This is a genomic window from Mucilaginibacter gracilis (assembly GCF_003633615.1).
Lineage (GTDB): Bacteria > Bacteroidota > Bacteroidia > Sphingobacteriales > Sphingobacteriaceae > Mucilaginibacter > Mucilaginibacter gracilis.
The window spans coordinates 5,054,179-5,080,517 of sequence record NZ_RBKU01000001.1 but is presented as its reverse complement, the minus strand read 5'-3'; the positions used below and the strand labels follow the sequence as shown (position 1 = coordinate 5,080,517).

The window sequence follows — 26,339 nt, the reverse complement described above, 5'->3', positions numbered from 1 at the left end:
CAATGATGAAATTTAAATTTTTATTAATAGTACTACTAACATCAATTTCTGTTCAGCTTTTTGCCAATAACCTAGCAGACTCCATAGGAGTAGAAAACCAAGACGGCAAAAAAGTAATTATCCATAAGGTTGATCCGCACGAAAGCTTTTATTCTATAGCCAGGTTATATAAGGTTGACCCGAAAACGCTTATGGCCTTTAATAATAACGCCACCACACTAAGCATAGGGCAAACTATAAAAGTACCTACCGACAGGCCCTTTATCGAAACTGTAAAAAAACCGTCGTTTGCAAACAACAACTTCAATATCCGCACTTCGCCTGCTATGGAAAAACCCGTAGCAACTGCTGCCGCTGTTAAAGAGGCTGTTGCCGCCCAAACACAAGTAACAACTACCGAGTACAAGGTATCGGCAGGCGAAACTTTATATGCTATATCAAAACGGTTTAACACCACCGTTGCCGATATTACCAGTTTAAACAATTTAAAATCTACAACGGTTATTCCCGGTCAAATTATTTTGGTAAGGGCAGCCCCGCCCCAGGCTACGGCACCAGCGCAGCAGCCTGTAAACAAACCTGCGTTTACACAGCAACAAACCGCGCCGCAAACGCCCGTACAGCAACTGCCAACACCTATTGCCAAGCGCGATACTACCTTGGTTGCTGCTACAGATAGTGTTGATTTAAACCACCGCAACGTAGCAGGCGGCCGTTATGGCTTGTTAGAAAAAAATGAAAAAGGTGTTGCCGTTTGGATGGATAGCGATAACCTGGACCCATCAAAAAAATGGGTGCTGCACCGTACCGCGCCTATTGGCACAGTTATTAAAATAACCAACCCCATGACTAACCGCACAACTTTTGCTAAAGTTGTGGGCCGCTTTACTGATAACGAAAACACTAAGGACGCTTTGATGGTAATGACCAAGAGTGTTGCCGAATCTATAGGTGCGGTAGACAAGCGTTTCCACGTAATTATAAGCTACGGAACTCCAAATGAATAAACCTTTTATTATTGGTATTGCCGGGGGAAGCGGATCGGGCAAAACTTTTTTTTTGAAGTGTTTTTTAGAACATTTTAAACCAGAGGAAGTGTGCCTGGTATCGCAGGACGACTATTATGTGCCCGTGGCTGATAACATGACGCCCGAAGAGAATAAATTGTACAACTTTGACCTGCCACACACTATTGATAAAGACCATTTTATGGCCGATATTGATAAACTGATGCATGGCGAAAGTTTTACAAAAAAGGAATATACTTTTGGTAATCCAAACCTGGTGCCCAAAATGCTCGAAATTAAGCCTGCACCTATTATTATTGTAGAAGGCTTATTTATTTTGCATTTTAACGATATAGCCGACGTGCTTGACATGAAGATATTTATTGACGTTGAAGAAGATATTGCCCTGCAACGCCGCCTTAAACGCGATTTAATTGAGCGCGGCTACTCACACGATGACGTGATGTATAAATGGATAAACCACGTAGTCCCTGCCTATAAAGAGTTTTTATTACCCTACAAGGGCGAGTGCCACAAAGTAATAGTAAACAACGGCCACGTTGCCGATGATATTTTAGCCGTTACCGAAGAAATAAGTGAGGAGCTGAGAGGGTTGCTTAAACGAAATTAGCTGTTTAATATCCGATATTTTTCTTTTCCAAATTCATCATGGGTAATTACACCATCGTCCAAAAGCTTTTTAAGCTTAACTAATTCTTCTGTCCTGGAATTAGAATTGGAAGAATGTTGAGTGTAAATCACAACAGGAATTTTATCGGGGGATAACGCCCATATTAACGCGGCGACCCAACCAATTAATGACCAGCCCAGCAGTAAATTCAAAATAAAAATCGAACCGGAGGAACTCTTGTTCCTGCCAATTATTGATGGTAATAAATATACTAAAATTATTGGAACGACGATAATTAAAACTAAATCGCCAGGGCTGAGAAATGCCAGTTTTTGCAATAAAATCATTTCAATAAGGTTTGGTTGATATTGGTAAATATAAAATTAAAATTTCATTTCTGGTATTTCACCATCAATAATCAACTTTCCAGCTGTAGCAGCTATTATTTCTTCGATACTTACGCCGGGGGCGCGTTCCAGTAATTTAAAGCCGCCTTCGGGTAAAACATCCAGCACGGCTAATTCGGTTACTATTTTTTTAACGCACCTTACACCGGTAAGTGGTAGGGTACATTGCGGTAATAATTTAGATTCGCCCGCTTTGTTAATGTGCTGCATGGCAACAATAATGTTTTGAGCACTGGCCACAAGGTCCATTGCGCCGCCCATACCTTTTACCATTTTACCCGGTATTTTCCAGTTAGCTATATCGCCGTTTTCGGATACCTCCATAGCTCCCAGTATGGTTAAATTAACCTTTTGGGCGCGTATCATACCAAAACTCATGGCCGAATCAAACACAGCCGAACCCGGTAGCATAGTAATGGTTTGTTTGCCGGCATTAATAGTGTCGGCATCTTCTTCGCCCTCTAAGGGGAAGGGGCCCATACCCAACAAGCCGTTTTCCGACTGAAGCACAACGTCAATATCACCGGGGATATAGTTTGCAACCAGGGTTGGTATACCTATGCCAAGGTTTACGTAAAACCCGTCCTTAATTTCGCGCGCTATGCGTTTGGCTATACTGTTTTTATCGAGCATGTGGTTACTATTGGTGGTGTAAAGATAATATCTGAAATCATAATTTGACCGGAATTAAACGAATTTAACAAGCCCCTCTAGAGGCTGTCTCAAAAGTGAGGCAGCCTCTTGTTATTTTAGAGTGATTTTTGTTAACTTAAAGGCATGGGAGCGAAAGTAGTTTTTAAGCCATATGACCCTGACCAGTTAACATTTTTACCGTATAAACTGGAGGAGTTAGTACCTGAGGGCCACCCGGTACGCATAGTCAAACAAGTAGTTGACTTGATAGACGTTAAACCGATCAACCGCAAGTATAAAGGCGGCGGGGCATCAAGCTTCCATCCGCGGCTGATGCTGAAACTGCTGGTGTATGGTTACCTGACCAATACCTATTCATCAAGAAAGCTGGAAGACCAGGCGGCACAGAACGTCCACTTTATGTGGCTGTTGGGGATGAAGAAGCCCGATCACAATACCATAAACCGTTTCCGGAGCGAAAAGCTGTCGGGTATCTTAAAGCAGATCTTCTCTCAGATTGTACTGCTGTTGGCAGAACAGGGTATCGTTTCGCTTAAAGAGACTGTGTTTACCGATGGCACCAAGATCGAATCGGTGGCGAACAAATACACCTTTGTATGGGGCAAAAGCATCAAGAACAGTAAAGAGAAGATCAAAAGCCAGCTGGATGAACTATGGAAGTACGCGCAAGGCCTTGCGGCAGAAGAACTAAAAGATACCACGCCAATATCTTTTGAAGAGATCAACCCTGAAAAAGTAAAAGAAACCATAGCTAAGATCGATGCCGCTTTGAACGACAAGGAAGAAGTAAGCAAGCAGGTCAAACAAAAGCTGAACTATGCCAGAAAGAACTGGCCTGCAAACCTGGAACGTTATGACCAGCAGGAAAAGCAGTTAGGTATCCGTAACAGCTTTTCAAAGACCGACCCGGATGCGACTTTTATGCGGATGAAGGAAGACCACATGCTGAACGGGCAGCTTAAACCTGGATATAACCTACAAATATCCACACAAGATCAGTTCATCCTTAACTACAGCCTGCATCAAACCTCTACCGATTATCAGACCCTGCCATCTCACATAGACCAATACGAAGCACTATACAACACACTTCCCCAAGCAGTTGTGGCCGATGCCGGCTACGGTTCAGACGAGAACTACGGCATCTTACAGCAAAAAGGCATCGAAGCCTATATCAAGTACAATACGTTCGACAAAGAACAAAAGGAAGGCATCAAAGCGTTCAGTAATGACAGCCTGCATTACAACGAAGGGGAAAACTACCTGACCTGCCCGATGGGCCAGCGGATGGCACATATCGGTGATGGTCAAAGAATAACCACATCGGGCCATGTACAGCTGATCAGCCGTTACCAGGCAAAGAATTGTAATAACTGCCCCATGCGTGGCGTATGCCATAGCGGGCAGGGCAACCGGATCGTTGAGGTGAACCATTCCCTGAGAAAACACAAGCAGGAAGCAAAGGAAAGATTAAATACAGAACAGGGCATCAAATACCGAAAGCGAAGGCCTGCCGATGTGGAACCGGTATTTGCCCAACTGAAGCATAATCATGGCTTCAGGCGCTTTCTGCTGAAAGGCATGTCCAAAACCGAGGTCGAAATAGGCCTGTTATCCATCGCTCATAACCTCAGAAAGTGGAAAGCCTGAGGCTTTTCGCCCCCTTTTTCCAAAAAACGCTCTTAGAATCGATCAGAAACGAAATATCTGCACAATAGAGCTTCAGCCCCTAATAGCACAATCCAAATATATTCCATAAAAAAACCGCCTCATAATTGCTTATGAGACGGCCTCTTTAAATAGTATCCGCAATTAACACATTAAAATCATTTGCACGCCAGCACATTTATTCATTTGCACATTCGCAAATTGTTGTTTATATTTGAGCGCTGCTTATGGCAGTTCATTTCATAACCGGGCTTATGCCGGAGTATCTCAGCCTTCCCGTTCCGGGGAATAAATACTAAGTAAGCCTACACACAAAAAACTTTAAATTTTACATGGTATACCCAACTTTTGATTATAACTCAACAAGGAGTAAACTGCTGTTGAGCGAATATGGCCGCAATGTTCAAAACATGGTCAAATACATCGTTGCGCTTCCTACAAAAGAAGAACGCAATAAATACGCCGCTGTGGTGATTGACCTGATGGGCTTTTTAAACCCCCACCTGCGCGACGTTGCCGATTTTAAACACAAACTGTGGGATCACCTGCACATTATATCAAACTTCCAGATTGATGTTGACTCGCCGTATCCACCACCCGACCCGGAAAAGATACACGAAAAACCTGAGCCTTTAAAATATCCGCACCAGCGTATTAAATACAAACACTATGGCAAAACCATTGAGATGATGATTGTTAAGGCCAAAAGCATACAGGAGGCCGACCGCCGTAACCATATGGTACAGGCTATTGCCAATTTTATGAAAATGGCCTACGTGCAATGGAACAAAGATTCGGTAACGGATGAAACTATATTGGCACACCTGTACGAATTATCGGGCGGTGAGCTAAAGCTCGACGAAAATGTTAACCTGGCCAAAGTTGAGTATCGTGCAAACACCCATACCCAAAGCAAGGGTAGCACGGGTGGCCGTTCAAACACGCAAAACCGTGGCGGCGGTAGCGGCGGCGGGCGTACCAATAACACGCAAAACAACCGCAACAACAATCAAAACAACCGTGGCCGCAGTAATACAGGCGGCGGTGGTGGCCGTAAATATTAATTTTAGGTAGGAGAAATTAGATTTGGAGACAAACGCGGTATTAAATTTGCTCAATCTAATTATCATTGTACAACCAATCTCATATCTAAAACTTAACATCTCATATCTAAAACATACATGGGCGCATTTGAAATAAAAGGTGGTAAGCCATTAAAGGGCGAAATTATTCCACAAGGTGCAAAAAATGAGGCACTACAGGTAATCTCGGCTGTGCTGCTTACATCGCAAAAAGTAACCATCAGCAATATACCAGATATTGTTGATGTGAATAAACTGATAGAATTATTGGGAGATATGGGTGTTACTATCCAAAAAGATGCTCCCGATACCTATACGTTTGAAGCAAAAAATATAGATCTTGATTTTTTTCAGTCGCCTGTTTTTAAGGCTAAAGGCGGCAGTTTGCGCGGTTCTATCATGATAGTTGGGCCGCTGCTTGCCCGTTTTGGCAAGGCAGCTATACCTAAACCCGGCGGCGATAAAATTGGCCGCAGACGGTTAGATACTCACTTTTTAGGCTTTGAAAAATTAGGCGCACGTTTTGATTATAACCCCGAGAACGGCTTTTTTAATGTAGATGCCTCTAATTTAAAAGGCACCTATATTTTGCTCGACGAGGCTTCGGTAACCGGTACCGCCAACGTGGTTATGGCTGCCGTGCTGGCCAAAGGCACTACTACCATTTATAATGCAGCCTGCGAGCCGTATTTGCAGCAACTGTGCAAAATGCTTAACCGCATGGGCGCAAAAATAAGCGGTATTGGCAGCAACCTGCTCACTATTGAAGGCGTAACCGAACTGGGCGGCACCACGCACCGCATGTTACCCGATATGATTGAGATAGGATCGTTTATTGGCCTTGCGGCGATGACAGAATCGGAAATAACAATTAAAAATGTGCAGTATGATGAGCTGGGTATGATACCCGACGTTTTTAAACGATTAGGCATTAAGCTTGAACGCCGTGGCGACGATATTTACATACCTGCACAAAAACATTATGAAATAGAAACTTTTATTGACGGCTCTATTATGACTATTGCTGATGCTCCCTGGCCAGGCTTTACGCCCGACCTACTAAGCATTGTACTGGTTATAGCCACACAAGCAAAAGGCTCGGTATTGATACACCAAAAGATGTTTGAGAGCCGCCTGTTTTTTGTTGACAAGCTAATTGATATGGGTGCCCAAATTATTTTGTGCGACCCGCACCGTGCTACCGTAATTGGTTTAGATAAGCACATGGCGCTAAGGGGCATTAAAATGACATCGCCTGATATACGTGCAGGGGTATCGTTATTAATAGCGGCCCTATCTGCACAAGGCACATCAACTATTTACAACATTGAGCAAATTGAACGCGGCTACCAGCATATAGACGAACGATTGATAGCACTTGGTGCCGATATTAAGCGTATAGAATAGTTACCAATTTGCCGGTTACAGCAATTAATTTTTAGTGATTTATTGCTAAAGTTACTGTAGTAATTTATGTACTTTGCTTGTTTTGATGGTGGCAACCTGCTGATAATTATACTAATAACCCTTACTGTAAAAAACAACCCGGTTTAGTTTTTTACAGTAAGGCTTAAAAAAATACTTGCCAAACAAACAGCGGCTATATTTTTTAGGCAATTAAACAGGTATTGTTATACTAAATGTTGTGCCTATACCTACTTCGCTATCTACTTGTATCGTTCCGCCTAAAACTTCAACCTGCGTTTTTACCATGTACAAACCCAGGCCCCGGCCTTCCACAGTTTCGTCAAAACGCTGGTAAAGGCCAAAAAGCATTTCCTTATTTCTTTTTAAATCAATCCCTTTTCCATTGTCGGTAATGGTGAGGATTAGATATTTATGATCATCTATTTTTGTACTAACGGTAATCACCGGATCGGTTTCCTGATTGCGGTATTTGATGCTATTTAAAATGAGGTTGTATAAAACGCTATATAAATAGCTGCGAACGGTAACTATATGGTCAATTTCTGTAAAGTAGCATTTAAGGGTTACATTTTCTTTTTGCATCATGTTGTTGATACTGAATTTAATGTCGTCAACAAGTGGTTGAAAATATACCTTTTCTTTTTTATCGCCTATTCTTTTCCTCGATTGGAATATGTTATTGAGGTCGTTGATAATAAGATCGATCTTTTTTACCGATAGGTCGAGCCCCTGTAAAACTATTGGTTTCGATTCCTGGTCAACATCATCATTGATAAGCATATCGCTTAAACTTAACACATTGGTAACGGGTGCGCGCAGGTTGTGCGAGATGATGTAAGCAAATTGTTCCAGATCATCATTCCGGCGAACCAAGTCGCTTAAAATCGTTTCTTTTTCGTGTTTTGCAAGCCAGCGGTCGGTAATATCCCAGTTGCTGCCTATCATTTTTAGTACTTTTCCCGTTTTTTTATCTATCACATTTAAAGCCTTGGAGCGTATATGCCGCACAGCTTGGTCTGATGGTCTGATAATTCTGAAATCGGTGTCCAGGGGCCGTATTCCCTTTATGGCATCATCGCTATCCGTTAATAGTTTTTGTAAATCATCGGGGTGTACATATCTTGGCCACAACTTAAAATTGAATGCATCTTCTTTAGCACTGAGGCCATAAAGGCGGTACATAGCATCATCCCATGTTAATTCATTGGTAATAACGTCCCATTCCCATATGCAAACATTGGCGGCTTCGGTAGCAATACGTAACCTGTTGTTCAACTGCTGCACTTTGTCTTCTGCTTTTTTGCGCTCGCTAATATCCCTTAAATTAACCACAATGGCATTAACACTTTTGTTATGCATTAGGTTATTGGCAATTCCTTCAAGCCATAGGTAATGCCCGTTTGTGTGTTTTGCCCGTACTTTAATTGGAATAGGCTTGCCTGGGTTGTCTAGTACTAATTGCTGAAATCGTTTAATTTGTTTAATATCATCCGGGTGCGCCAATTCCAGGTAGCTACGGCCAATACGTTCCTGGTCGGTAAAACCCATCATGCGGTATGTTGCAGGGCTGCGGTAAACGGTAAGCAGGTTTTTATCCAGCAACAATATGGCATCATTATTATTTTCAACCAATTCCTTAAAACGTTCTTCGCTGGATAGGGCACTTTCTTCGGCAAGTTTTCTTTGGGTTATATCGGTAATCATGGCCATGGCACCGCTATAAAGGCCGTTTTTAAAAATAGGCGTGGTAGATATAATTACCAAAACTTTTGTTCCGTCTTTTTTCAAAAAAACAAAGTCGTGCTGCTCAGTAATCCCATTTTTACGCTTTTCAATATTGCTTTCTGATATTTTACGGCTTTCTTCGTCCATAAATTCAAAAAGTTGCATACCCAACATCTCTTCACGTTTATACCCAAGCATGGCGGCCATTGCATGGTTTACAAAAGTGGTGTTATTGTATTCGTCAATTAACCATATGCCTTCCTGAGATAATTCAACAATTTGTTTATACCTTTCTTCGGTTTCCCTGATCTTTTTTTCTGCCCTGATTTTTTCTGTTATATCGCGGATGATGATGGTTGCGCGTAATTCGCCATTGTCGGCAACAAAAACCCGGTTGCTAATTTCGGCAATAAGCCTTGAACCATCTTTACGCATCAGCGTAAGCTCGCCCCTTACTGCGCCGTTTTGCTCCCGTTCAATACTTAATTTTTTGAAATTGGGGTCGCCCGGATAAAAAAGCATCGAACGGGTTGATCCGCAAATTTCTGCTTCGGTCATCCCAAATATTGCGCATGCCGCAGGGTTAGCAGCCAAAACAGTGCCATTGGGTACCGTTAAGAGTATTCCGTCAAGACTGTGCTCATAGCACATTTTATAGATAGCCTCATTTTGATTTTGAGGCTTATTTTTATGATCGCTCATGCCAACTTATTAATAATTCGTTTTACGATTTGACTATTTTATTGTTTAAAAAGCCACTAATTATTACCATGCCTTTTAACTATACAAATCGATTTATTTTTTTATCATATTTAATTTGGCGACTGTTACGGCAGAAGCACTTTAAAAAACGGAAAATATTGCGGCTGCTTAGTTGGGTAATATGTAATAACTGCCGTAAAAATGATAGTAAGATGTGTGTTAACTGTATGAAGTGAAACGGCTGTTGGGCTGTTTTTAAGCCACTTTTTTAATTTAGTAAAGGTGTTGTTTGCACTAATCAAAACAATGTGCCTATCTGTTTCGGGTGTTAGTTTATGGCCCACTAATTTTTTTTTTGATTGCTGATGGCCCGGTTGCGTATATAATTTAAAGTTTAATGAATGCATAACTTAGGTATTGTTAAAAAAAACTTATTCCAATTTTATGGTTGTATTGATAATAATTGGATCTGGCACATCCATCTTCTCTCATAATTTTTTGTGAATATAAGTAATCTGTTCTTGTTCTGTCTCCCAGGAAGAAATTTTGTTATTTGCAGATCGAATTTCGCCAGACTAATATTTCGGCAAAATTGCTTTTAAACAAGTTTTAGGCTTGGCCAAAAATGTTGTACCTGCTTTTTGTTGCTCAGGCTATCCTGTTATCTTTTATCGCACAACAGTGATTATTAAAATAAGCTTTTTTGTTCGGTTTCTAACCCGCACAGCTCCTGTTGGTACAAGCGCACCATGCTAATTAACTGGTTGCCGTGTTGCGCCGCTTTTTGGGGGCCTACACCTTTTATAGCACTTAGCGCTTTTAACGTTGCAGGCAGTTTTTCGGCAATGGCAGCTACCGTTTTTTCGGATAGTACCATGTTGGGCATTATGGTTTCTTTTTGGGCTGCACTATCCCGCCAGGCAAGTATTTGGTTGTATAGCCTTTCGTTAGGCTTGGCGTTTAGTGCCTTAACGTATGATTGCGAATTATTAGCTGCAAAATTGGCCCGTGCGTTTGCTTTTATAGTGATATAGCTTTGAATATTAAACTCTTGTTTTGAAAAAAAATCCATCAGGCTAATGCGCGCCATTATCCACTGTATTAGTTTATCAGCCTCGGCTGCTTTTTCTTTCGATTGGGCTATTGTGGCGGGTAACTGCATGTGCAGGCTTTCGGTAAGCTGGCTTAATTTCAACAAAAAATACGCTGCTGCTTTTTGTACGCGCTCGGCTGTTAGTTGCCGTGCAAATTTATCGGCAACATCTAAAATATCTTTTTGCAAATGCGGCATGAGGTGCTCAAAATTAACGGCCAGGGTTTTTAAGCCATTAAAATTAAACAACTGGCTAAGCATAAACTGTTTATACAGTTGCTGGTGCTGTTGTAATTGTGCTGCATCGGGTTTAATGCTTTGGGCTTGCTGATTGAAATGGGCCACCGCAGGATCGCCAATAATGTTGTGCGAGGCGATGGGGTTGCGCAGTACCATACCTGCAAGGCTGCGGCAACGGCTTAAAGCAACATAGGCTTGCCCGTGTGCAAAGGCCTCGCTTACATCAATAATGGCTTTATCAAAACTAAGGCCCTGGCTTTTATGTATGGTGATAGCCCATGCCAGCTTTAACGGTATTTGCGCAAAACTGCCTGCATTGGTTTCGTTAATTTGTTCGTCGTTTAGCTGGTATTTAACGTTGTTCCATTCAAGTGCCTGTACGGCAATTTCCTTGTCGTTATCTCCGCAGCGCACAAATACGGTGTCGGTTTCTATCCGGGTAACTGTTCCTATTTTGCCGTTGTAAAAAAGCTTTTCGGCCGAGGAATCGTTTTTTACAAACATTACCTGTGCACCAATCTTTAATTTAAGTTCGGCATCGGTAGGGTAGGCGTCTTTGGGAAAATCGCCCCTTATGGTAGCTTTAAATTCAAATTCATGCCCCGGTAAGGCTTGCACAAACTCCTTGTTTATTTGCTGGGCAATGCCATTATGGGTGGTAAGGGTAATGTAGGGGTCGTTAGCGGTGGGATGGAAACCTGGTTGGTGGCGGCTGTTTAATACATCCAAACTTTTTTTGCTTATGGTTTGGTTGCGCACCTCGTTCAATATATCAACAAAAGCTTGTTCTTTTTGCCTGAATACGTGGTTGAGTTCAATACGCACATAGGGCGCCTTTTGCATAACCTGGCTACTAAAAAAATATGGAGTAGTATAATAGCGGCCCAGCATCATCCACTCTTCATCCCTAATAATAGGGCTTAGTTGCGAAAGATCGCCGATGAGCAAAAGCTGCACCCCGCCAAATGGGAAGCTATTGTCTTTAATGTTACGTAAAATTAAATCTATCTGGTCAAGCACGTCGGGGCGCACCATACTTACCTCATCAATAACCAGTAGTTCTAAATTAAATAAAAGGTCTTTTTTTTCTGCGCTAAAATGAACCTCCGGCCTTGAATTTCCGGATGGTATAATTGGCCCGAATGACATTTGGAAAAACGAATGGATAGTCATGCCACCTGCATTAATGGCGGCCACGCCGGTAGGGGCAACTATAGCCAGCTTTTTTTTAGATAATTGCTTAATTTGCTGCAAAAAAGTAGTTTTACCCGTTCCGGCCTTACCTGTCAAAAAAACAATGGTATTAGTTGTTTCCAGGTAATCAAACGCTAACTGCATTACGGGGTTCATTTTATCCATTTTTTAACTTGCCATTTAATATAACCAATAGGTTGGCTTTTTATCATTTAAAATTTCGCCCTTTATGAAAAACTGTTCGGGGATCAGGCCCTGGCGAGGTTGTTTCGTCGGCATTGGCAAGTGTAAGTACAGGCAAGTTTTCATTGCCGGTAGCTGTAAGCCCGCGTAATAATGGTGATAAATTAAAACAGCTTTTAACAATAACGTGTATCACTTCGCCCTCTATTTGCAGCTTTCCCTCAACCATAAGCAACCGCGATTGTAAAATTTCTTTGCGGTATTTTTCAAATACTTTTTCCCATACCACCAGGTTAGAAAACCCTGTTTCGTCTTCAATGGTGATAAATAAAACACCTTTGGCCGTGCCGGGGCGTTGCCGCACGGTAATAAGCCCGGCCACTTTAACCCGGTTGCCATCTTTAAGCAAAGGTAGTTCACCGGTGGCTGTTACATGCAATAACTTTAATTTTTCTCGCACAAAGCTAACGGGGTGTGCTTTTAGGGATAAACCTGTGGCGGCATAATCGTGCACTACATGCTCGGCGGGTGTCATAAACGGTAAGGTTATCTGGCTTTCTTGGGTACTTTCTGAGGGTTGGCCGGTAAATAAACCAATAGGCTTATCGCTTAATGCGGGCACTTCCCATAACGCCTGGCGGCGGTTTAAGTTTAACGAACCAAAGGCATCCGCATCGGTTAGTATCTCAATAGAGGCTTGCGATATACCGGCATCGCTTAACTGGCTAATACTGGTATAGCCTTTTCCGCGGGCCGCTATCAAAGCGCTCATGTCTGTTTCGTTTAAACCTTTTACCTGCCTAAAACCCAGGCGTAATGCGCAATATTTGCCGGTTTTTTCTTCCAATGTATTATCCCATAACGAATAGTTAACATCAACAGGGCGCATAACAACGCCATGCTTTTCGGCATCAATTACAATTTGCGCGGGTTGGTAAAAGCCCATTGGCTGGCTGTTGAGTAAGGCAGCCGCAAAAATATCCGGATAGTAACACTTTATCCACGATGATATGTAAACTAACAAGGCAAAACTGGCGGCATGGCTTTCGGGAAAACCATAGCTGCCAAAACCTTCCAGTTGTTTAAAAATACGTTTGGCAAATTCTTCGTCGTAACCTTTGGCCATCATACCATTAACCAGTTTTTTTTGGTGCTGGCTTACCAGGCCTTTAGCTTTAAAAGTTGCCATACTACGGCGTAGCTGGTCTGCCTCGGCAGGGGTAAAACCAGCGGCTACAATGGCTATTTCCATAGCTTGTTCCTGAAAAAGAGGTACGCCCAGCGTTCGGCCAAGTATTTCTTCCAGTTCTTTTGATGGATATTCTACCGGGTCGGTACCATCGCGCCTGCGCAGGTAGGGATGCACCATATCTCCCTGGATAGGGCCGGGGCGTACAATGGCTACTTCGATAACCAAATCGTAAAAGCATCGGGGTTTTAGGCGCGGAAGCATTGACATTTGCGCCCGGCTCTCAATTTGGAAAACCCCAAGCGTATCGGCATGGCAAATCATTTCGTACACCACGGCGTCATCCTGCGGTATGTTTGCCAGTGTAAGGTTGAGGCCATAATGTTGTTTGGCCAAATCAAACCCTTTGCGGATGCAGGTTAGCATACCCAAGCCAAGCACATCAACTTTTAAAATGCTCAAAGCTTCTAAATCATCTTTGTTCCACTCCAGTTGGGTGCGGTTTGGCATGCGGGCGTTCATTACCGGGCAAATATCCGAGAGTTTACCCCGTGTGATAACAAAGCCACCTGTATGTTGCCCTAATTGGCGCGGAAAGCCCATTAATTGCTCGGTTAGCTGTAGTACTTTTTGTAACAGCGGTTCATCTGGGTTAAGGCCTTGCTCAATAATGCGCTGGCGGTTAAATCCTTCTTCCGAAAAATCCCATATTGCGCCGGATAGCCGTTTGATGGTATCTTCGGATAATCCCATAGCTTTACCAACATCGCGGATGGCTCCTTTATGCCGCTCCTGGGTAACTGTAGCTACAATAGCAGCTCTATCACGACCATAATCGTCATAAATAAACTGGATAATTTCTTCGCGCCGTTCGTGTTCAAAATCTACATCAATATCCGGCCATTCGTTGCGCGCGTCAGACATAAAGCGCGAAAACAGCAGCCTTGATTTCATAGGGTCAACAGCGGTTATGGCCAAACAATAGCAAACCGTTGAGTTGGCCGCCGAACCGCGCCCCTGGTGTAAAATGCCCAGTTCTTCGGCTTTTTGAGTATAGCGGTAAACTCTTAAAAAGTAAGAGGCCAGCTTTTTTCGTTCAATAAAATCCAGTTCAAAGGCTATCTGTTTTTTTATCTTTTCCGGAATCTCTTCTCCAAATCTTTTTATTGCGCCGTTCCATGTAAATTGGGTTAAGCGTTGCTGTGGGGTAAGGCCATCGGTGCTTACCTCCTCGGGTTCAATATATTTTAAAGTATCGAGCGAAAATGTACAGGCTTCGGCAATTTCCTGTGTAAGTGCTATGGCATCAGGGTATTGCATAAAAAGGCGTTCCATCTCATCACTGGGCTTTAAATGCCTTTCGGCATTGGGATGCAATGCAAAACCGGCATTGTGGATAGTACATTTTTGGTGTACACAGGTTAAAATATCTTGCAATTCGCGGCGTGCAGGCTGGTGGTAATACACATCATTGGTAGCAACCATGGGTATGCCCAATTGCGATAGGCGGTACAGCCGTTTAGCATCATCGCCATTATAGCATCGGCTGGCTGCTATGTAAAGTTGATTACCTAAAGCCTCGCGGTACAGGTTTAATGAGGCTTTAAATTGGTTATCAAAATTAAACTGTTTGTAAAGCGATGCCGGTGGTACCACTATAAATTTGATGCCCTTTGCGTGTTCAAAAACATCGTTAGTGTAAAGGTGGCATTCGCCCTTTTCGGCGCGAAGGTTGCCTGTGGTTAGCAGGGCACACATTTGGCCCCAGGCATCCTGGTTGGTAGGGTAAGCAAGCAGGCTTGGCCCATTAAGCAGGTTAAGCCTGCAAGCCGGTATAATTTTAATGCCTTTTGCTTTTGCTGCCAAATGGGCCCGCACAACCCCGGCAACACTATTATGGTCTGTTATGGCAATTTTTGCCTGCCCATACTCTGCTGCCTGCACCACCAGTTCTTCGGGGTGCGAGCCACCGCGTAAAAAACTAAAATTGGTTGTTACCTGTAATTCTGTATAGTTCATTGTAAAGCTTTCTCAGGCAAAAAATCCATGAATAAACCATTGGCCGGGCCTGTTGCCCGAGTAATGGCCCAACCGGAATAGCCAGTAACGTTTGCCATCCTGATCTTCCACATAATAGTAATCGCGGTGTTCACCGGCTTCTATCCACCATTCGCGTTCTATGCGCTCGGGGCCGTCGGCCTTTTTTATTTGGTGCACTTTATTTTTATAGATAAACAACATTGGCGGGTAATCGGGTATTAAGGCGGTTACTTCAATGCGTTCGGGCCTGGGTAGTAATAATGATGGTCGGGGCCTGTCGGTTCGCCAGTTGGTAGTGCGTTTTTCCTGTAAAGAAAGGGCCAGCTTAATAGAGCGTTCGGGCCAGTAATGTTCCTGGGGTAAATAGCGTTTAATGCTGCTGCTGCCAATTTTATTAGCCAGCTTGTCTAACAATTCGGCTAAACTCACATCTTCAAGGCTGCAACCCTGGGGCAACCATAGTATTTCCTGTCCGGGTTCAATATCCTCTACTTTTGGTGCATCAAGTGTAAATAACTCTATACCCAAAGCGGGAGCTATAGATGATATTTTTAGTTCAAACAATTTAAATAAATGATTAATATGGTGCGATGCGATATTAGTGCCAATGCCAACTTCAATTATTTTACCATCTACACGGTAGCATTTTAAAATGGCGGTTCGTAAACCTTTGCCTTCGCTGTGTAAGCGTTCGCACATGTTTTCCAGTAGTGTTTTTATGGCAATTTCAATGCCTGTTGCCGTGCGTATTGGCTCCAGGCAGGGTAAACGCTCGTGGAAAGGTTGGGCAGTGTGCAATACCAGTAGCGGTTCATCCTCGTTACCCAAAGCCTGGTCAAGCCGGAGTAATAAACCGGGGCCAAAGCGCCTGCGTAATACCGAGCGGCCCATGCCAATAAAGCTTTTAATGGTATAAAAACCAAGCTTTTGCAATCTGTCTAAAACCAGGGGTTCAAGCCTTAATGCCGCAGGTGGTAAAGTAAGCAAGGCATGTGCCTGTGTGCCCGGCTCAATAATTGGTTTTAAACGGCCATAGCGGGCTATTGCCCAGGCTGTACCAACGGTATCGGCCATTGCGCCACGGGCGTTGTAACCTTTGCTTCTTAATATTTTTATTATGGTGCCAAGGTAGGGCCGCTCGCCACCCCACAAATGCGCGCAGCCCGAAACATCGAGTATTAAACCGTTAGGCAAATCAATTGCAATTAGCGGCGTATACCTTATACACCATAGCCCCAAAGCCTTTAACAGCTTTTGGGCCTGGCCCGGAATATCGTCAACAACTTCTAATAACGGAACAATGGCCTTGGCATCGGCGGCAGCCATACCTGCTGTTACGCCCTGTGCTTCGGCTAAAATATTGGCCGCTGTAATTATATTGCGCCCCCTAACAGGCGCAGCAAAAACAAAGGGCACCTCTTTTAATTCGGGCCGGCGCAGGGTAAGCCAATCGGTAGTTAAATGGCTAAACCATATAGAAACAAAACGCTTTTGCATAATTAACCAACTTTGAGTTGCGGTAATTGAGTTGCCAAATTATCCTGTTCAATAGTAACAAAGCAGCCGTTTACCCACTCCAGTTTCCAGCTACCGGGGGTGCCATTGCGCACTTTAAGTAATTGAACCTGCCAGCGCGGAAAACCTATTCCGGGTAGCTCGTCATGCAATTCACTGGGCAGGGCAGTAATATTCCATCTGGCTACGCAGGTTGTAGCACCGGGTTTATGCAAATTGTTACGTAATAAAAAGCCGGTTACCTTACTGTTTTCTACAGCCAACTGTAACCTGCGCGATTGTGCAAAGCTTATATCTTTTACTTCGGCAATAACGGCGGCCAGGCCCTCGCACTTTAACGCTTCTTCCATCGCCCATAACACATCTTTTTCCCGCTGTACATCAATAAAAATAATACGATCGGGCTCCACATCAAAGGCCATTAAAAACGGTGGGAAGAGCTTTCGCGATGTACCTATCCATAAACATGCACCACCTTGCTGCATTAAAACGGCCAGTAAACCGGCCATAAAGCCGCTTGTTGCCGCCGCGTGTTCGGGCAGGGGGCAAAGCATCTCGTGGATGGCGCCCGTAGGGAATACGCCATTTGGAAAAGCCTGCTCCATTGGGCCAAGGCCAATACCTTTAGCCTTGCCTGCTGCGGGCGGCTTAAACCCCTCCCAAAGCAAAATATCTTTACGGAGCTTGCTAATGATATCTTTTTTTGTTTCGGGCATACACTTTATTTGCGACTGTAAATTTATGCTAATAATTTTAGTATTTTGTATGGGTAATTACAAATTATTTTCCACTTTTGTTTTATCATGACAAATAGAGCTTGTTTGAACAAAGAGGCTAAGGCCTGGGTAAAGCGAAGGAAGGGCGCCGATGAAATTGTGCGCGTGGTGCCCGATAATGAAAATGCGCTAATAACTACTTATAAATTGTATACCGCTTTTGACGATAACCCCGATTATTTGGGCCGGATATTATTTGACGCACAAGGGTATTGGATATACGATGGTGAAACGCTTAGCGTTGCCGAGCAAGAACAATTGGCTAAATTTATTATCAATTATGTGGAGGTGATTTAATACGGCCAACACGCATTAGAAAAGGATAAATTTGCACCGGGCTGCTAACCAACAACTGCCTGGTTATTATGGCCTGGCAGTTGTTGGTTTGTTGTTTATTAACTTTTTTTGGGCACTTTCCTGCCCTCTTTACGGGCTTCGGACAGGCCGATGGCTATGGCTTGTTTTTTTGAGGTAACCTTTTTACCGCTGCCGCTTTTTAATGTGCCTTCTTTTCTTTCGTGCATGGCCTGTTCAACTTTGTCATGCGCTTTTTCTCCATATTTAGTCATAATAAGCTCAGTTTAGTTTATAACAATTAAACAATTGTATGCTTTTTAAGTTTTCAACTTGTTTATTTTGTAGCTACAACCAATGCCTGGCTATGGTTGTTATCAATCCATATTTAAAAAACGAAGTAACATGCCCGAATTACCCGATTTGCAGGCTTTTAGCCATAATTTGAATAAAAAATTTAAAGGTAAAATACTGAAACAGGTAACCGTACCAGTTGATAAAAAGCTCAACGTATTGGTAGCTCAATTGCAGGCTGCCTTACAACATCAACAGCTAACACAAATTAAGCGGGTGGGGAAGGAGTTACACTTTGAATTTAAAAACGGCCATGTTTTAGGTTTGCACCTGATGCTGCATGGTACACTACATGTTTTTACCGGGCATAACGATGGCAAGTTTGCAATTATTGAACTGCTGTTTGCCGATGGTACTGGTTTGGCAATGAGCGATTTTCAGAAAGCAGCTACACCAACGCTTGACCCTAAAGCGAGCGACACGCCGGATGCGCTGGATATTGAACCGGCATATCTTATCGAAAAACTTAGGGCCACCCGTAAACCCATAAAAACAGTGCTGTTAGACCAGCAAGTGCTGCGCGGTATTGGTAATGCTTACGCCGACGAAATTTTATATGATGCCAAAATTTCGCCATTATCCATCAGCAATAAACTCCCCGAAATACAGGTTACTGCTTTAATTACAGCTATAACAAAGGTGTTAAAAGATGCTGAAAAACAAATACTTAAAGCTAAACCGGATATTATTAGCGGAGAGGTAAGGGATTTTTTGCTGGTACACCAGCCCAAGCGCGAGCAAACCCCCGGCGGAGCAACCATACACCATACCGAAATTAACTCGCGCCGCACTTATTATACCGATGAACAACAGCTTTTTGAATAAAAAAGCTGTTTGGGTAATTTTTAATAAGTGTTTGATTATGAGTTTTTTATTGGTACTTACCTGTTGTAAAGTACTGCTAACTCATTGAGGTATTTCATGGCCTTGTCTAAGGTGTTATCCTGTTTTAGCCGCCATAGCCAGTTACCATTTGCTGATGATGGTATGTTCATGCGGCTTTGGCCGTTTAGGCCCAATACATCCTGAATGGGTATAATAACCGCTTTTGCTACCGATGAGTAACATAGCCGTATTATTGCCTTATTTATATTTTTAGCTTTAATGTTTTGCCCGGTGTATGCATTAATTAGTTTGCGGCCACTTTTATCAATATCGGTTTCATACCAGCCCCGTGTGGTGTTATTATCATGCGTACCGGTATAGGCAAAGCAATTATCAATGTAGTTATGCGGCGCATGTGGAGATAGGGGCAAGTCATCGCCAAAGGCAAACTGCATTACGCGCATTCCGGGTAATTTAAACTCATCTCTAAGGGTGTAAACATCATCGGTAATTTGGCCCAGGTCTTCGGCTAAAAATCAGGGCTGACGCATAAGAATAGTTAAAAGTTGATATGGTTATGAACAAAGTGTTGGAAACGTAGGTATAACTTTTGTGGTTTCGGGAGGATTAGAGTCGGGTTAGCGTTTTTTCTTTGTAAAAGCATATGACGACTTCACTTCACAATCATTTTAGATGGATACCTGATCCTCGTACAGGTAATAATAAGAAACACAATTTACTGGAAGTTATCATTTTGTCGGTATTGGCCGTTCTATGTGGTGCAGAAAGCTGGTACGAGATGGAAGAATTCGGGAAGGAGAAAGAAGATTTTTTAAAGCAGTTGCTGCCTCTTGAAAACGGCATACCCAGTCATGACACGATCAACCGGGTTTTTATGCTGATCGATTCGGCGCTTTTTGAACAGTGTTTTCGTGCCTGGACAGCGGAACTTAGCCGGGGTCTTGAGGAGTCGGGCCTGTCTGGCGAAAAGGAGTTGATCGCTATCGATGGAAAGAGCATCTGTAACAGCGCCTGCAAACACCAGGGGTTGGGGGCCTTGCATTTGGTAAGCGCCTGGTCGGGTCGTAACCAGTTGGTACTGGGGCAACAAAAAGTGGATGACAAGAGCAATGAGATTACGGCGATCCCAGCATTGTTATCGCTATTGAACATCAAAGGGGCGGTAGTAAGCATCGACGCAATGGGTACACAGAAAGCGATTGCTGAACAGATTGTCGAAAGCCAGGGCGATTATATCCTTGCTTTGAAACAGAACCAGGAAACACTTTATGAACAGGTAATCAATCAGTTCAACTTTAAAGAAGACAGTTACAGCCAGCACCTGGATAAGGGCCACGGGCGGGCGGAGATCAGAGACTGCAAAGTCATTCATGAACTTAACTGGGTTGACGAAAAGGAAAATTGGAAGGGAATAAAGACCATCATCAAAATAACCTCGGAAAGGATAATAGGTGACAGCCACTCCATACAAGACCGCTACTATATCTCCAGCCTCCGTGCTGATGCTGCCTATTTTAACCAAGCCATCCGCGCACATTGGGGCATTGAGAACCAATTGCACTGGCAGTTGGATGTCGGATTTGGCGAAGATTACAATACCACACGGAACAAACAGACCGCCCAAAACCTTGCCGTAGTCAGAAAGATAGCCCTAAATATCCTAAAAGCCGACAAAACCAGTAAGGCCAGCCTGAAAGCAAAAAGAAAAATGGCCGGGTGGAACCATAAATTTCTTCTTTCATTAATCGCTAAAACAAATTCCTAATGCGTCGGCCCTGGGCTAAAAATGGCAAATTGCCCAATTGCTGTTGTAACCGGTTAAATAAATGGCTTCCCGGCCCTTGTTGCCATTGCCCGTTGATGGCTGTTTTTTGGTGGGCGGGTACTTCCCAGTAAGATACAAAGGCCCTAAAATGATCGAGCCTGAGCAAATTAAAGTACTCCATGTTTTTTTTTATGCGCAGTAACCACCACTGGTAATTATCTTTTTTCATTTCATCCCAGCGGTAAACAGGCATGCCCCACAATTGCCCCTCTGCCGAAAAATAATCGGGCGGCACGCCGGCCATACTTATTATGCTGCCTTGTTTATCTAAACTAAATAGTTGCGGTGCTTGCCAAACATCTGCCGAATCATAACTTACATAAAACGGAATGTCGCCTATGAGTTGAATGTTTTTATGGTGGCAGTAGTTTTTAAGCTTTTGCCATTGTGTGGCAAATACATATTGCAGCCATTTTGTTATTTCAATATAATGAGCTTCATCTTTCCCCAGTTTTTTAAGGGAAGCCGCATTGCGCAACTTATATTCGGCAGGCCATTCGTACCAGGGTTTACCGTTAAATTTGTTTTTTAATGCGCTATAAACCGAAAAATCATCCAACCAATAAGCTTCCTGCTTTTTAAAGGCTTCAAAAGCTGTAGTATTGTTGAGCTTGGTGTATTGCCGGTAAGCTAAATTAAATAAGGTGCTTTTGATGTTAACAGCCCGTTGATAATCTACAGTTTGGCTTTCAAAACGATATTTTTTAAGTTCGTTTTTATCCAGCAGGCCATCATCGGCAAGTAATTGCGGACTAATTAATAAAATATTACCGGCCATAGCAGATTCGGAACTATAAGGCGAGTACCCCGAACTTTCCTGAACCATATTTACAGGCAGCGTTTGCCAGTATTTTTGCCGGTTTTGATGTAACATATCGGCAAACTTATGCGCCTCGGGGCCAATATCACCTATACCATACGGCGAAGCCAGGGAAGTGATGTGCATTAACACACCCGCGCCTTTTTCGGCGGTATGTAGTTTAAGTATAGCCGGGCAAACGGGCTTAAATATATTGCCAACAGGTATGCCCTTAGCGGCGAAGCCTTTAGTTTGGGTTAGCAAGTGTTGCCATTGCAATGGTGCTTCATCCGGTAAAATAATGCGTGTATCTTGCCAGTCGAAGTTCTCAATCTGTTCATCGCGGCCAATAATAGCTGCTAAATGGAGTGGTATTGCAATTACATACCAGGTTTGCTTTAGCTGCCTTGCAAATGCCAAAACGTTTTGCTTGTACTTTCCCTTTACTTTTAGGGGTATATATGCTCCGGTGGTAAATACCCCTGCGTTTTGTTTACGTTCGGCTAATAAGGTTGTTGTTAGGGCCAGTTTTATTTGTGCGTTATAACGGTTTTGCCATAAGTGTTGCCAAAGCTCAATTTGCGATTCAAATTTGCCTGTTGTATCATTCAATAATTTTTGGCGCAATTTGTAATCAACCGGTCGGCGGTTATCGGGGTCAACCAAACTATTATCCCATAATTCGCAACCCTGGTACAAATCGGACATACCGGGCGATGTGTACTTTAACAGCACCTGCGATAGCGAATTGATAACGCCATAATTGGCTATCCTTTGCTGAAAAGCAACAAAGCTTAACCAAAATTGCCCTTTTTTATTCAATAGTTTATTTACAAAGCTTTTAACTGCGGCCTCATAATCTTGGTTAGGTTGTGCCCAGTTAGAGTTAAGTTTGGCCTCGCGCAAAGCTTTTACCAAATAATCCTGTACCCGGTTTTTAAAATCATCGTCGCCCTGCTGCGGCAACGGATAGGCGCCAATTATGGTTTGGTAAATAAAGTATTCGTCGTTAGCATCGGGCAGGCCATCGGTTTTTAGCCCTTTGTTCATTTGCTGCCAAAGCAAAATTTGCTGCGCCCATTCATCGGCCACATCTGTTAAAACGTTAAGCCGGGAGCGTACATCCTCGCCACGCTTGGTATCGTGGGTGGAGGTTGCATTCATGGTTAAGGGCCATTGCTGCTGCCTGTTGCCCATCAGCCTGTGATATTCGCTAACCTTAATGCCAAAAGCCTCGGGCGAATCGCCAACTTCATTATGGTCTATAAAGCGGTTGTAGGTGTACATTAACGTATCCTCAACGCCTTTAGCCATTAACGGCCCTGTAAATTGCATACAGCGCTGGTAAAACCGTATGGCTCTGGTATTATAATCGTTGCTGTTTTTTGTTGCATTTTTAAGCAGTGCAGCTTGCAGTAATTTTACAGCCGCTTTAAGTTGAGGCTTTAAGCCGATGATTTGCTTGAAAATGTTACGCAATGCAACGCTCTCAATATCACCAAGCGGCAAAATGTTACCATAAAAGCGGTAAACCGGGAAATGAATGAGTAATTGGGCAATTGCGTTTTTTAAATCGGCAGGTTTTACTTTTTCTATGGTTTTAGAATCGGCTAAGTCTAAACTCAAAAACAACTGATACAGGTTTTCAAGTTCGCCTGCCATGTGCTCAAAAAGTATAAGCGATTTTTTTTCGGTTATACCTTGATGCGGATCGGTGTTTTGGTGTGTTAACTGTTGGTATAATTTTGATAGCGCAGCCTGGTTTTTGTTGTTGGTGAAAACGTTGTTTACCAGGCCCAGATAATCATACCCGGTATTACCCTGTATGGGCCAGTTAGTTGGGAACGGCTCGCCTTGCTCTAATATTTTTTCTACAATAATGTAGGTATCATCTCCGGCTAAGGCGCGCAGTTGTGCGAGGTATAATTCGGGGTCGTAAAGGCCGTCAATATGGTCAACACGTAGCCCTTGTAGTATACCCTCGTTTAGCAACTGTTTAATTAACTGGTGATAATGGTTAAATACCTCGCTGTTTTGCATGTTAAGGCAAATAAGCCCGTTAACGGTAAAAAACCTGCGAAAATTAATTTCACTATCGGTTGCCTGCCAATAACATAATGCATAGGCCTGTTGGCTGGCTATGCTTTTAAGCAAGGCTGCATTGCTGTTTACTTTTTTGAGATAGCTGCCCGTGAAAACCTTTTTAAAAATGTTTGCGTATTGTGTTTTTATCTCATTACAAGCCCCGGCGTATTTGCTTTTATCGGCAATGCTATCCGCGTTAGCTATGCTTTTCAGTATGGCATCAAACTGCTGCACCTGTTTATCGCCGGGTAGCAGTTGGCCGTAGGAGTGGAGTTGCAAGGGATAAGCCTGCCCGCCATAGCTAAAAACCAATTGGTTGTTTTGATAAGCTATTTGCAGTTCCCGGTTTTTGATAACGTCATCTAATTGTGAACCTAAAAAGGGTACCATAATGCGACCATCATAAGCCGGATTATCCCATAGCATATCAAAATAGGTTGAGTACACGGATTTTTGGCCCTTCTCCAACACATCCATCAACCATAAGTTGTTTTGATGGTAGGCCATGTGGTTGGGCACAATATCCTGTAACCAGCCCATGCCCAATTGCTTTAACTTGCTGTGTATGTTTCTTAATTGTTGCAGCGTGCCAATTTCGGGGTTAATTTGTAGTGGGTTAACCACGTCGTAGCCATGCATGCTGCCCGGCGTAGCCGCAAATATGGGCGAAGCGTAAACTGTACTAATACCCAACTGGTGCAAGTAAGGTATAATAGCTTCAAAATCACTAAAGGTGAAATTTTTGTGAAACTGTATTCTGTAGGTTGATACCGGATTATACATGGGCTTTAGTGTAAATGATAACCGATTGGGGTTGTAATTTTAAACCAACACCAGAGTTGATTTTTTGGGGAGATGCTAACAGTCCGTTCCATTTAGGCTCGGCAGAATCAAAAACCTTATCCCATTGCTTAATTTCGGAACGGAGGTTTACCGGTTTTTCTTGTTTAGAAAAATTCATCAGGCAAACCACCACCTGGTCCTGGTGCCATCTGTATAAGGTGAGGGTTTGTTTGTTGGTATCAACTTCAACCTTTACATTTTTACGGTTTAGCGTTTTTAGGGCCGGTAATTGTTTGCGCAATGCTATTAAGGCTTTATAATATTCAAACATGGTTTGCCGCTCTGGGTTTTGCAGCAACTGCCATTGTATTTTGGAGTTTTGAAAAGTATTAACCGATTGTGGGTCGGGAGCTTCGCCCTCGGCATGGAAAGCCTTAAACTCGGCTTTGCGGCCTTTCCGTACTGCCTCGGCCAGTTCAGGGTCTTGATGGCTGGTGAAGTACAGGAAAGGGTTAGTTTCGCCCATTTCTTCGCCCATAAACAGCATGGGCAGGTATGGGCTAACCATAACGGCGGCAGCCAGTAATTTTTGCATTTGAAGGCTGTAGAGCTGGTTGCTGCGTTCGCCCAGCATACGGTTACCAACCTGATCGTGGTTTTGTGAGAATACTACAAATTGCTGGCCCGGGTTGTTAACTATTTGCGAGCCAAACTTTTTTTCACGGTGCGCCGAGTACTGCCCGGTATAAACATAACCGTCCATGTAAGCCTTAGCCAAATCGGCAAGGCCATTAAAATCCGAATAGTAGCCGTTTTGCTGCTGCCCGGCACTTACCCTTAAAGCATGGTGAAATTCGTCCGTCCATTGGGCGTTTATGCCGTAGCCGCCATGTTTTAATGGGTTAATGTAGCGGGTATCGTTCAGGTCGCATTCAACTATCAGGTAATAGTTTCGGCCTGTTTGTTGTTGTAAAATATCAACACGTTCGGTTATTTCCTGTAAAATGTGTTTGGCACTAAGGTCTTTAATGGCATGTACGGCGTCCATACGCAAAGCATCAATATGGAAATCTCTAAACCACATTAAGGCATTTTCAATAAAGTACTCCCTAACACCATCGCAACCGGCATCATCAAAATTAATGGCATCGCCCCAGGGAGTTTGGTATTTTGAGGTAAAGTAGGGCGCAAAATTTGCAAAGTAGTTTCCCTCGGGGCCAATATGGTTGTAAACCACATCAAGCACAACGGCTAACCCTTTTTCATGGCATGCATTAACCAGCCGGTTTAAGCCATCGGCACCGCCGTATGTGTTTTGCACTGCAAACGGAAATACGCCATCGTAACCCCAGTTTCGCCCGCCTGCAAATTGGGCTACGGGCATAATTTCAATGGCTGTTATACCTAAGGCAACCAAATGGTCAAGTTTAGGTATAATGGCATCAAATGTACCTTCGGGCGTAAAAGTGCCGGTGTGTAGTTCGTAAAAAATATAGTCGGCAAGTGGTGGGTTTGTCCATTGCTTGTCGGTCCACGTAAGGGCATTTAAGTCAACAGCTTGCGAAGGCCCATGAACCCCGTCCGGCTGCGCTAACGAAGCCGGATCGGGTAATTTTTTATCATCATCCAACACAAATTGGTACTTATCACCAGGTTTAATTTCGTCGGTTTGTAAACTCCAGTGGCCAAGGTGGCCTTTTTTTAACGCTAAACGGTGCCCTGCATCTGTAACTAACAGTTCAACCTTTTTGGCCTGTGGTGCCCATAGCTGTACCAAAGCAGTTTTGTTGCCGAAATTTATACCTATCTCACGCATATG

Annotated in this window: 19 protein-coding genes; 8 read left to right on the top strand and 11 right to left on the bottom strand. The window is 43.3% G+C overall.

The window, feature by feature from the left end; all coding sequences use genetic code 11:
- Positions 1 to 2 precede the first annotated feature (2 nt).
- Entirely contained in the window at positions 3 to 1,007 is a 1,005-nt protein-coding gene (locus BDD43_RS22500) for a LysM peptidoglycan-binding domain-containing protein (protein WP_162847148.1), read from the top strand.
- Positions 1,000 to 1,638 carry a uridine kinase family protein gene (locus tag BDD43_RS22495; RefSeq protein ID WP_121199979.1) on the top strand — a complete coding sequence of 213 codons (639 nt, stop codon included), beginning with the start codon at positions 1,000 to 1,002 and terminating at the stop codon, positions 1,636 to 1,638. The genes BDD43_RS22500 and BDD43_RS22495 overlap by 8 nt, the downstream gene beginning before the upstream one ends.
- Here the strand turns inward: BDD43_RS22495 and BDD43_RS30420 are convergent.
- Positions 1,635 to 1,985 carry a superinfection immunity protein gene (locus BDD43_RS30420; protein WP_121199977.1) on the bottom strand — a complete coding sequence of 117 codons (351 nt, stop codon included), beginning with the start codon at positions 1,983 to 1,985 and terminating at the stop codon, positions 1,635 to 1,637. The two genes, BDD43_RS22495 and BDD43_RS30420, sit on opposite strands and share 4 nt — an antisense overlap.
- Positions 1,986 to 2,021: 36 nt before the next feature.
- Positions 2,022 to 2,678, bottom strand: coding sequence for a 3-oxoacid CoA-transferase subunit B (locus BDD43_RS22485; protein ID WP_121199975.1), 657 nt, complete (start codon positions 2,676 to 2,678; stop codon positions 2,022 to 2,024).
- 144 nt (positions 2,679 to 2,822) lie between these two features.
- On the opposite strand from BDD43_RS22485, the gene BDD43_RS22480 reads away from it, so the two are divergent.
- The 3 genes from BDD43_RS22480 (at position 2,823) to murA (ending at position 6,856) form a co-directional block, all read left to right on the top strand.
- Positions 2,823 to 4,349, top strand: coding sequence for an IS1182 family transposase (locus BDD43_RS22480; RefSeq protein WP_121195523.1), 1,527 nt, complete (start codon positions 2,823 to 2,825; stop codon positions 4,347 to 4,349).
- Between the two features lie 350 nt (positions 4,350 to 4,699).
- Positions 4,700 to 5,431 (top strand): DUF4290 domain-containing protein, encoded by a 732-nt coding sequence (locus BDD43_RS22475; protein WP_121199973.1) that lies wholly within the window; start codon positions 4,700 to 4,702, stop codon positions 5,429 to 5,431.
- Positions 5,432 to 5,548: 117 nt separating this feature from the next.
- The gene (murA, locus tag BDD43_RS22470; protein ID WP_121199971.1) at positions 5,549 to 6,856 is read left to right on the top strand and encodes a UDP-N-acetylglucosamine 1-carboxyvinyltransferase; all 1,308 of its coding nucleotides are present in this window, start codon (positions 5,549 to 5,551) and stop codon (positions 6,854 to 6,856) included.
- 210 nt (positions 6,857 to 7,066) lie between these two features.
- On the opposite strand, the gene BDD43_RS22465 is transcribed toward murA, so the two are convergent.
- The 5 genes from BDD43_RS22465 to BDD43_RS22440 form a co-directional block, all read right to left on the bottom strand.
- A complete protein-coding gene (locus BDD43_RS22465) occupies positions 7,067 to 9,304 on the bottom strand; it encodes a PAS domain-containing sensor histidine kinase (protein WP_121199969.1) in 2,238 nt (745 codons plus the stop codon).
- A gap of 688 nt (positions 9,305 to 9,992) precedes the next feature.
- The gene (locus BDD43_RS22455) at positions 9,993 to 11,996 is read right to left on the bottom strand and encodes an HRDC domain-containing protein (RefSeq protein WP_121199965.1); all 2,004 of its coding nucleotides are present in this window, start codon (positions 11,994 to 11,996) and stop codon (positions 9,993 to 9,995) included.
- 43 nt (positions 11,997 to 12,039) lie between these two features.
- Positions 12,040 to 15,222, bottom strand: coding sequence for an error-prone DNA polymerase (locus tag BDD43_RS22450; RefSeq protein ID WP_121199963.1), 3,183 nt, complete (start codon positions 15,220 to 15,222; stop codon positions 12,040 to 12,042).
- Positions 15,223 to 15,234: 12 nt separating this feature from the next.
- Positions 15,235 to 16,740 (bottom strand): Y-family DNA polymerase, encoded by a 1,506-nt coding sequence (locus BDD43_RS22445; protein ID WP_121199961.1) that lies wholly within the window; start codon positions 16,738 to 16,740, stop codon positions 15,235 to 15,237.
- Positions 16,741 to 16,742: 2 nt separating this feature from the next.
- Positions 16,743 to 17,474 carry an ImuA family protein gene (locus BDD43_RS22440; RefSeq protein WP_121199960.1) on the bottom strand — a complete coding sequence of 244 codons (732 nt, stop codon included), beginning with the start codon at positions 17,472 to 17,474 and terminating at the stop codon, positions 16,743 to 16,745.
- Positions 17,475 to 17,561: 87 nt separating this feature from the next.
- On the opposite strand from BDD43_RS22440, the gene BDD43_RS22435 reads away from it, so the two are divergent.
- Positions 17,562 to 17,831 carry a hypothetical protein gene (locus BDD43_RS22435; RefSeq protein ID WP_147425716.1) on the top strand — a complete coding sequence of 90 codons (270 nt, stop codon included), beginning with the start codon at positions 17,562 to 17,564 and terminating at the stop codon, positions 17,829 to 17,831.
- Positions 17,832 to 17,929: 98 nt separating this feature from the next.
- On the opposite strand, the gene BDD43_RS30215 is transcribed toward BDD43_RS22435, so the two are convergent.
- Positions 17,930 to 18,103 carry a DUF6496 domain-containing protein gene (locus BDD43_RS30215; protein ID WP_162847147.1) on the bottom strand — a complete coding sequence of 58 codons (174 nt, stop codon included), beginning with the start codon at positions 18,101 to 18,103 and terminating at the stop codon, positions 17,930 to 17,932.
- 130 nt (positions 18,104 to 18,233) lie between these two features.
- Here BDD43_RS30215 and BDD43_RS22430 point away from each other — a divergent pair, with 130 nt between their 5' ends.
- Positions 18,234 to 19,007, top strand: a complete 774-nt coding sequence (locus BDD43_RS22430) for a DNA-formamidopyrimidine glycosylase family protein (RefSeq protein ID WP_121202086.1) — start codon at positions 18,234 to 18,236, stop codon at positions 19,005 to 19,007.
- A gap of 56 nt (positions 19,008 to 19,063) precedes the next feature.
- Here BDD43_RS22430 and BDD43_RS22425 read toward each other — a convergent pair whose 3' ends face one another.
- Complete coding sequence (locus tag BDD43_RS22425; RefSeq protein WP_121199956.1) at positions 19,064 to 19,528, bottom strand: 4-alpha-glucanotransferase; 465 nt, start codon at positions 19,526 to 19,528, stop codon at positions 19,064 to 19,066.
- Between the two features lie 143 nt (positions 19,529 to 19,671).
- Between BDD43_RS22425 and BDD43_RS22420 the strand changes: the two genes are divergently transcribed.
- Entirely contained in the window at positions 19,672 to 20,793 is a 1,122-nt protein-coding gene (locus tag BDD43_RS22420) for an ISAs1 family transposase (protein WP_121195558.1), read from the top strand.
- Here BDD43_RS22420 and treY read toward each other — a convergent pair.
- Both treY and treZ read right to left on the bottom strand, forming a co-directional pair.
- Entirely contained in the window at positions 20,777 to 24,520 is a 3,744-nt protein-coding gene (treY, locus tag BDD43_RS22415) for a malto-oligosyltrehalose synthase (RefSeq protein WP_121199954.1), read from the bottom strand. The genes BDD43_RS22420 and treY overlap by 17 nt on opposite strands.
- A complete protein-coding gene (gene treZ, locus BDD43_RS22410; RefSeq protein ID WP_121199952.1) occupies positions 24,513 to 26,336 on the bottom strand; it encodes a malto-oligosyltrehalose trehalohydrolase in 1,824 nt (607 codons plus the stop codon). Before treZ ends, treY begins: the two co-directional genes overlap by 8 nt.
- Between the last annotated feature and the right edge of the window lie 3 nt (positions 26,337 to 26,339).

Bases quoted from the DNA above. Each gene is read 5' to 3' on its own strand.
- BDD43_RS22480 (WP_121195523.1), top strand. From the start codon at position 2,823: ATGGGAGCGAAAGTAGTTTTTAAGCCATATGACCCTGACCAGTTAACA.
- BDD43_RS22445 (WP_121199961.1), bottom strand. From the start codon at position 16,740: ATGCAAAAGCGTTTTGTTTCTATATGGTTTAGCCATTTAACTACCGAT.
- BDD43_RS30420 (WP_121199977.1), bottom strand. From the start codon at position 1,985: ATGATTTTATTGCAAAAACTGGCATTTCTCAGCCCTGGCGATTTAGTT.
- BDD43_RS22455 (WP_121199965.1), bottom strand. From the start codon at position 11,996: ATGGATAAAATGAACCCCGTAATGCAGTTAGCGTTTGATTACCTGGAA.
- BDD43_RS22465 (WP_121199969.1), bottom strand. From the start codon at position 9,304: ATGAGCGATCATAAAAATAAGCCTCAAAATCAAAATGAGGCTATCTAT.
- BDD43_RS22475 (WP_121199973.1), top strand. From the start codon at position 4,700: ATGGTATACCCAACTTTTGATTATAACTCAACAAGGAGTAAACTGCTG.
- BDD43_RS22435 (WP_147425716.1), top strand. From the start codon at position 17,562: ATGACAAATAGAGCTTGTTTGAACAAAGAGGCTAAGGCCTGGGTAAAG.
- BDD43_RS22430 (WP_121202086.1), top strand. From the start codon at position 18,234: ATGCCCGAATTACCCGATTTGCAGGCTTTTAGCCATAATTTGAATAAA.
- treZ (WP_121199952.1), bottom strand. From the start codon at position 26,336: ATGCGTGAGATAGGTATAAATTTCGGCAACAAAACTGCTTTGGTACAG.
- BDD43_RS22485 (WP_121199975.1), bottom strand. From the start codon at position 2,678: ATGCTCGATAAAAACAGTATAGCCAAACGCATAGCGCGCGAAATTAAG.
- BDD43_RS22495 (WP_121199979.1), top strand. From the start codon at position 1,000: ATGAATAAACCTTTTATTATTGGTATTGCCGGGGGAAGCGGATCGGGC.
- BDD43_RS22450 (WP_121199963.1), bottom strand. From the start codon at position 15,222: ATGAACTATACAGAATTACAGGTAACAACCAATTTTAGTTTTTTACGC.
- treY (WP_121199954.1), bottom strand. From the start codon at position 24,520: ATGTATAATCCGGTATCAACCTACAGAATACAGTTTCACAAAAATTTC.
- BDD43_RS30215 (WP_162847147.1), bottom strand. From the start codon at position 18,103: ATGACTAAATATGGAGAAAAAGCGCATGACAAAGTTGAACAGGCCATG.
- BDD43_RS22500 (WP_162847148.1), top strand. From the start codon at position 3: ATGATGAAATTTAAATTTTTATTAATAGTACTACTAACATCAATTTCT.
- BDD43_RS22440 (WP_121199960.1), bottom strand. From the start codon at position 17,474: ATGCCCGAAACAAAAAAAGATATCATTAGCAAGCTCCGTAAAGATATT.
- murA (WP_121199971.1), top strand. From the start codon at position 5,549: ATGGGCGCATTTGAAATAAAAGGTGGTAAGCCATTAAAGGGCGAAATT.
- BDD43_RS22420 (WP_121195558.1), top strand. From the start codon at position 19,672: ATGACGACTTCACTTCACAATCATTTTAGATGGATACCTGATCCTCGT.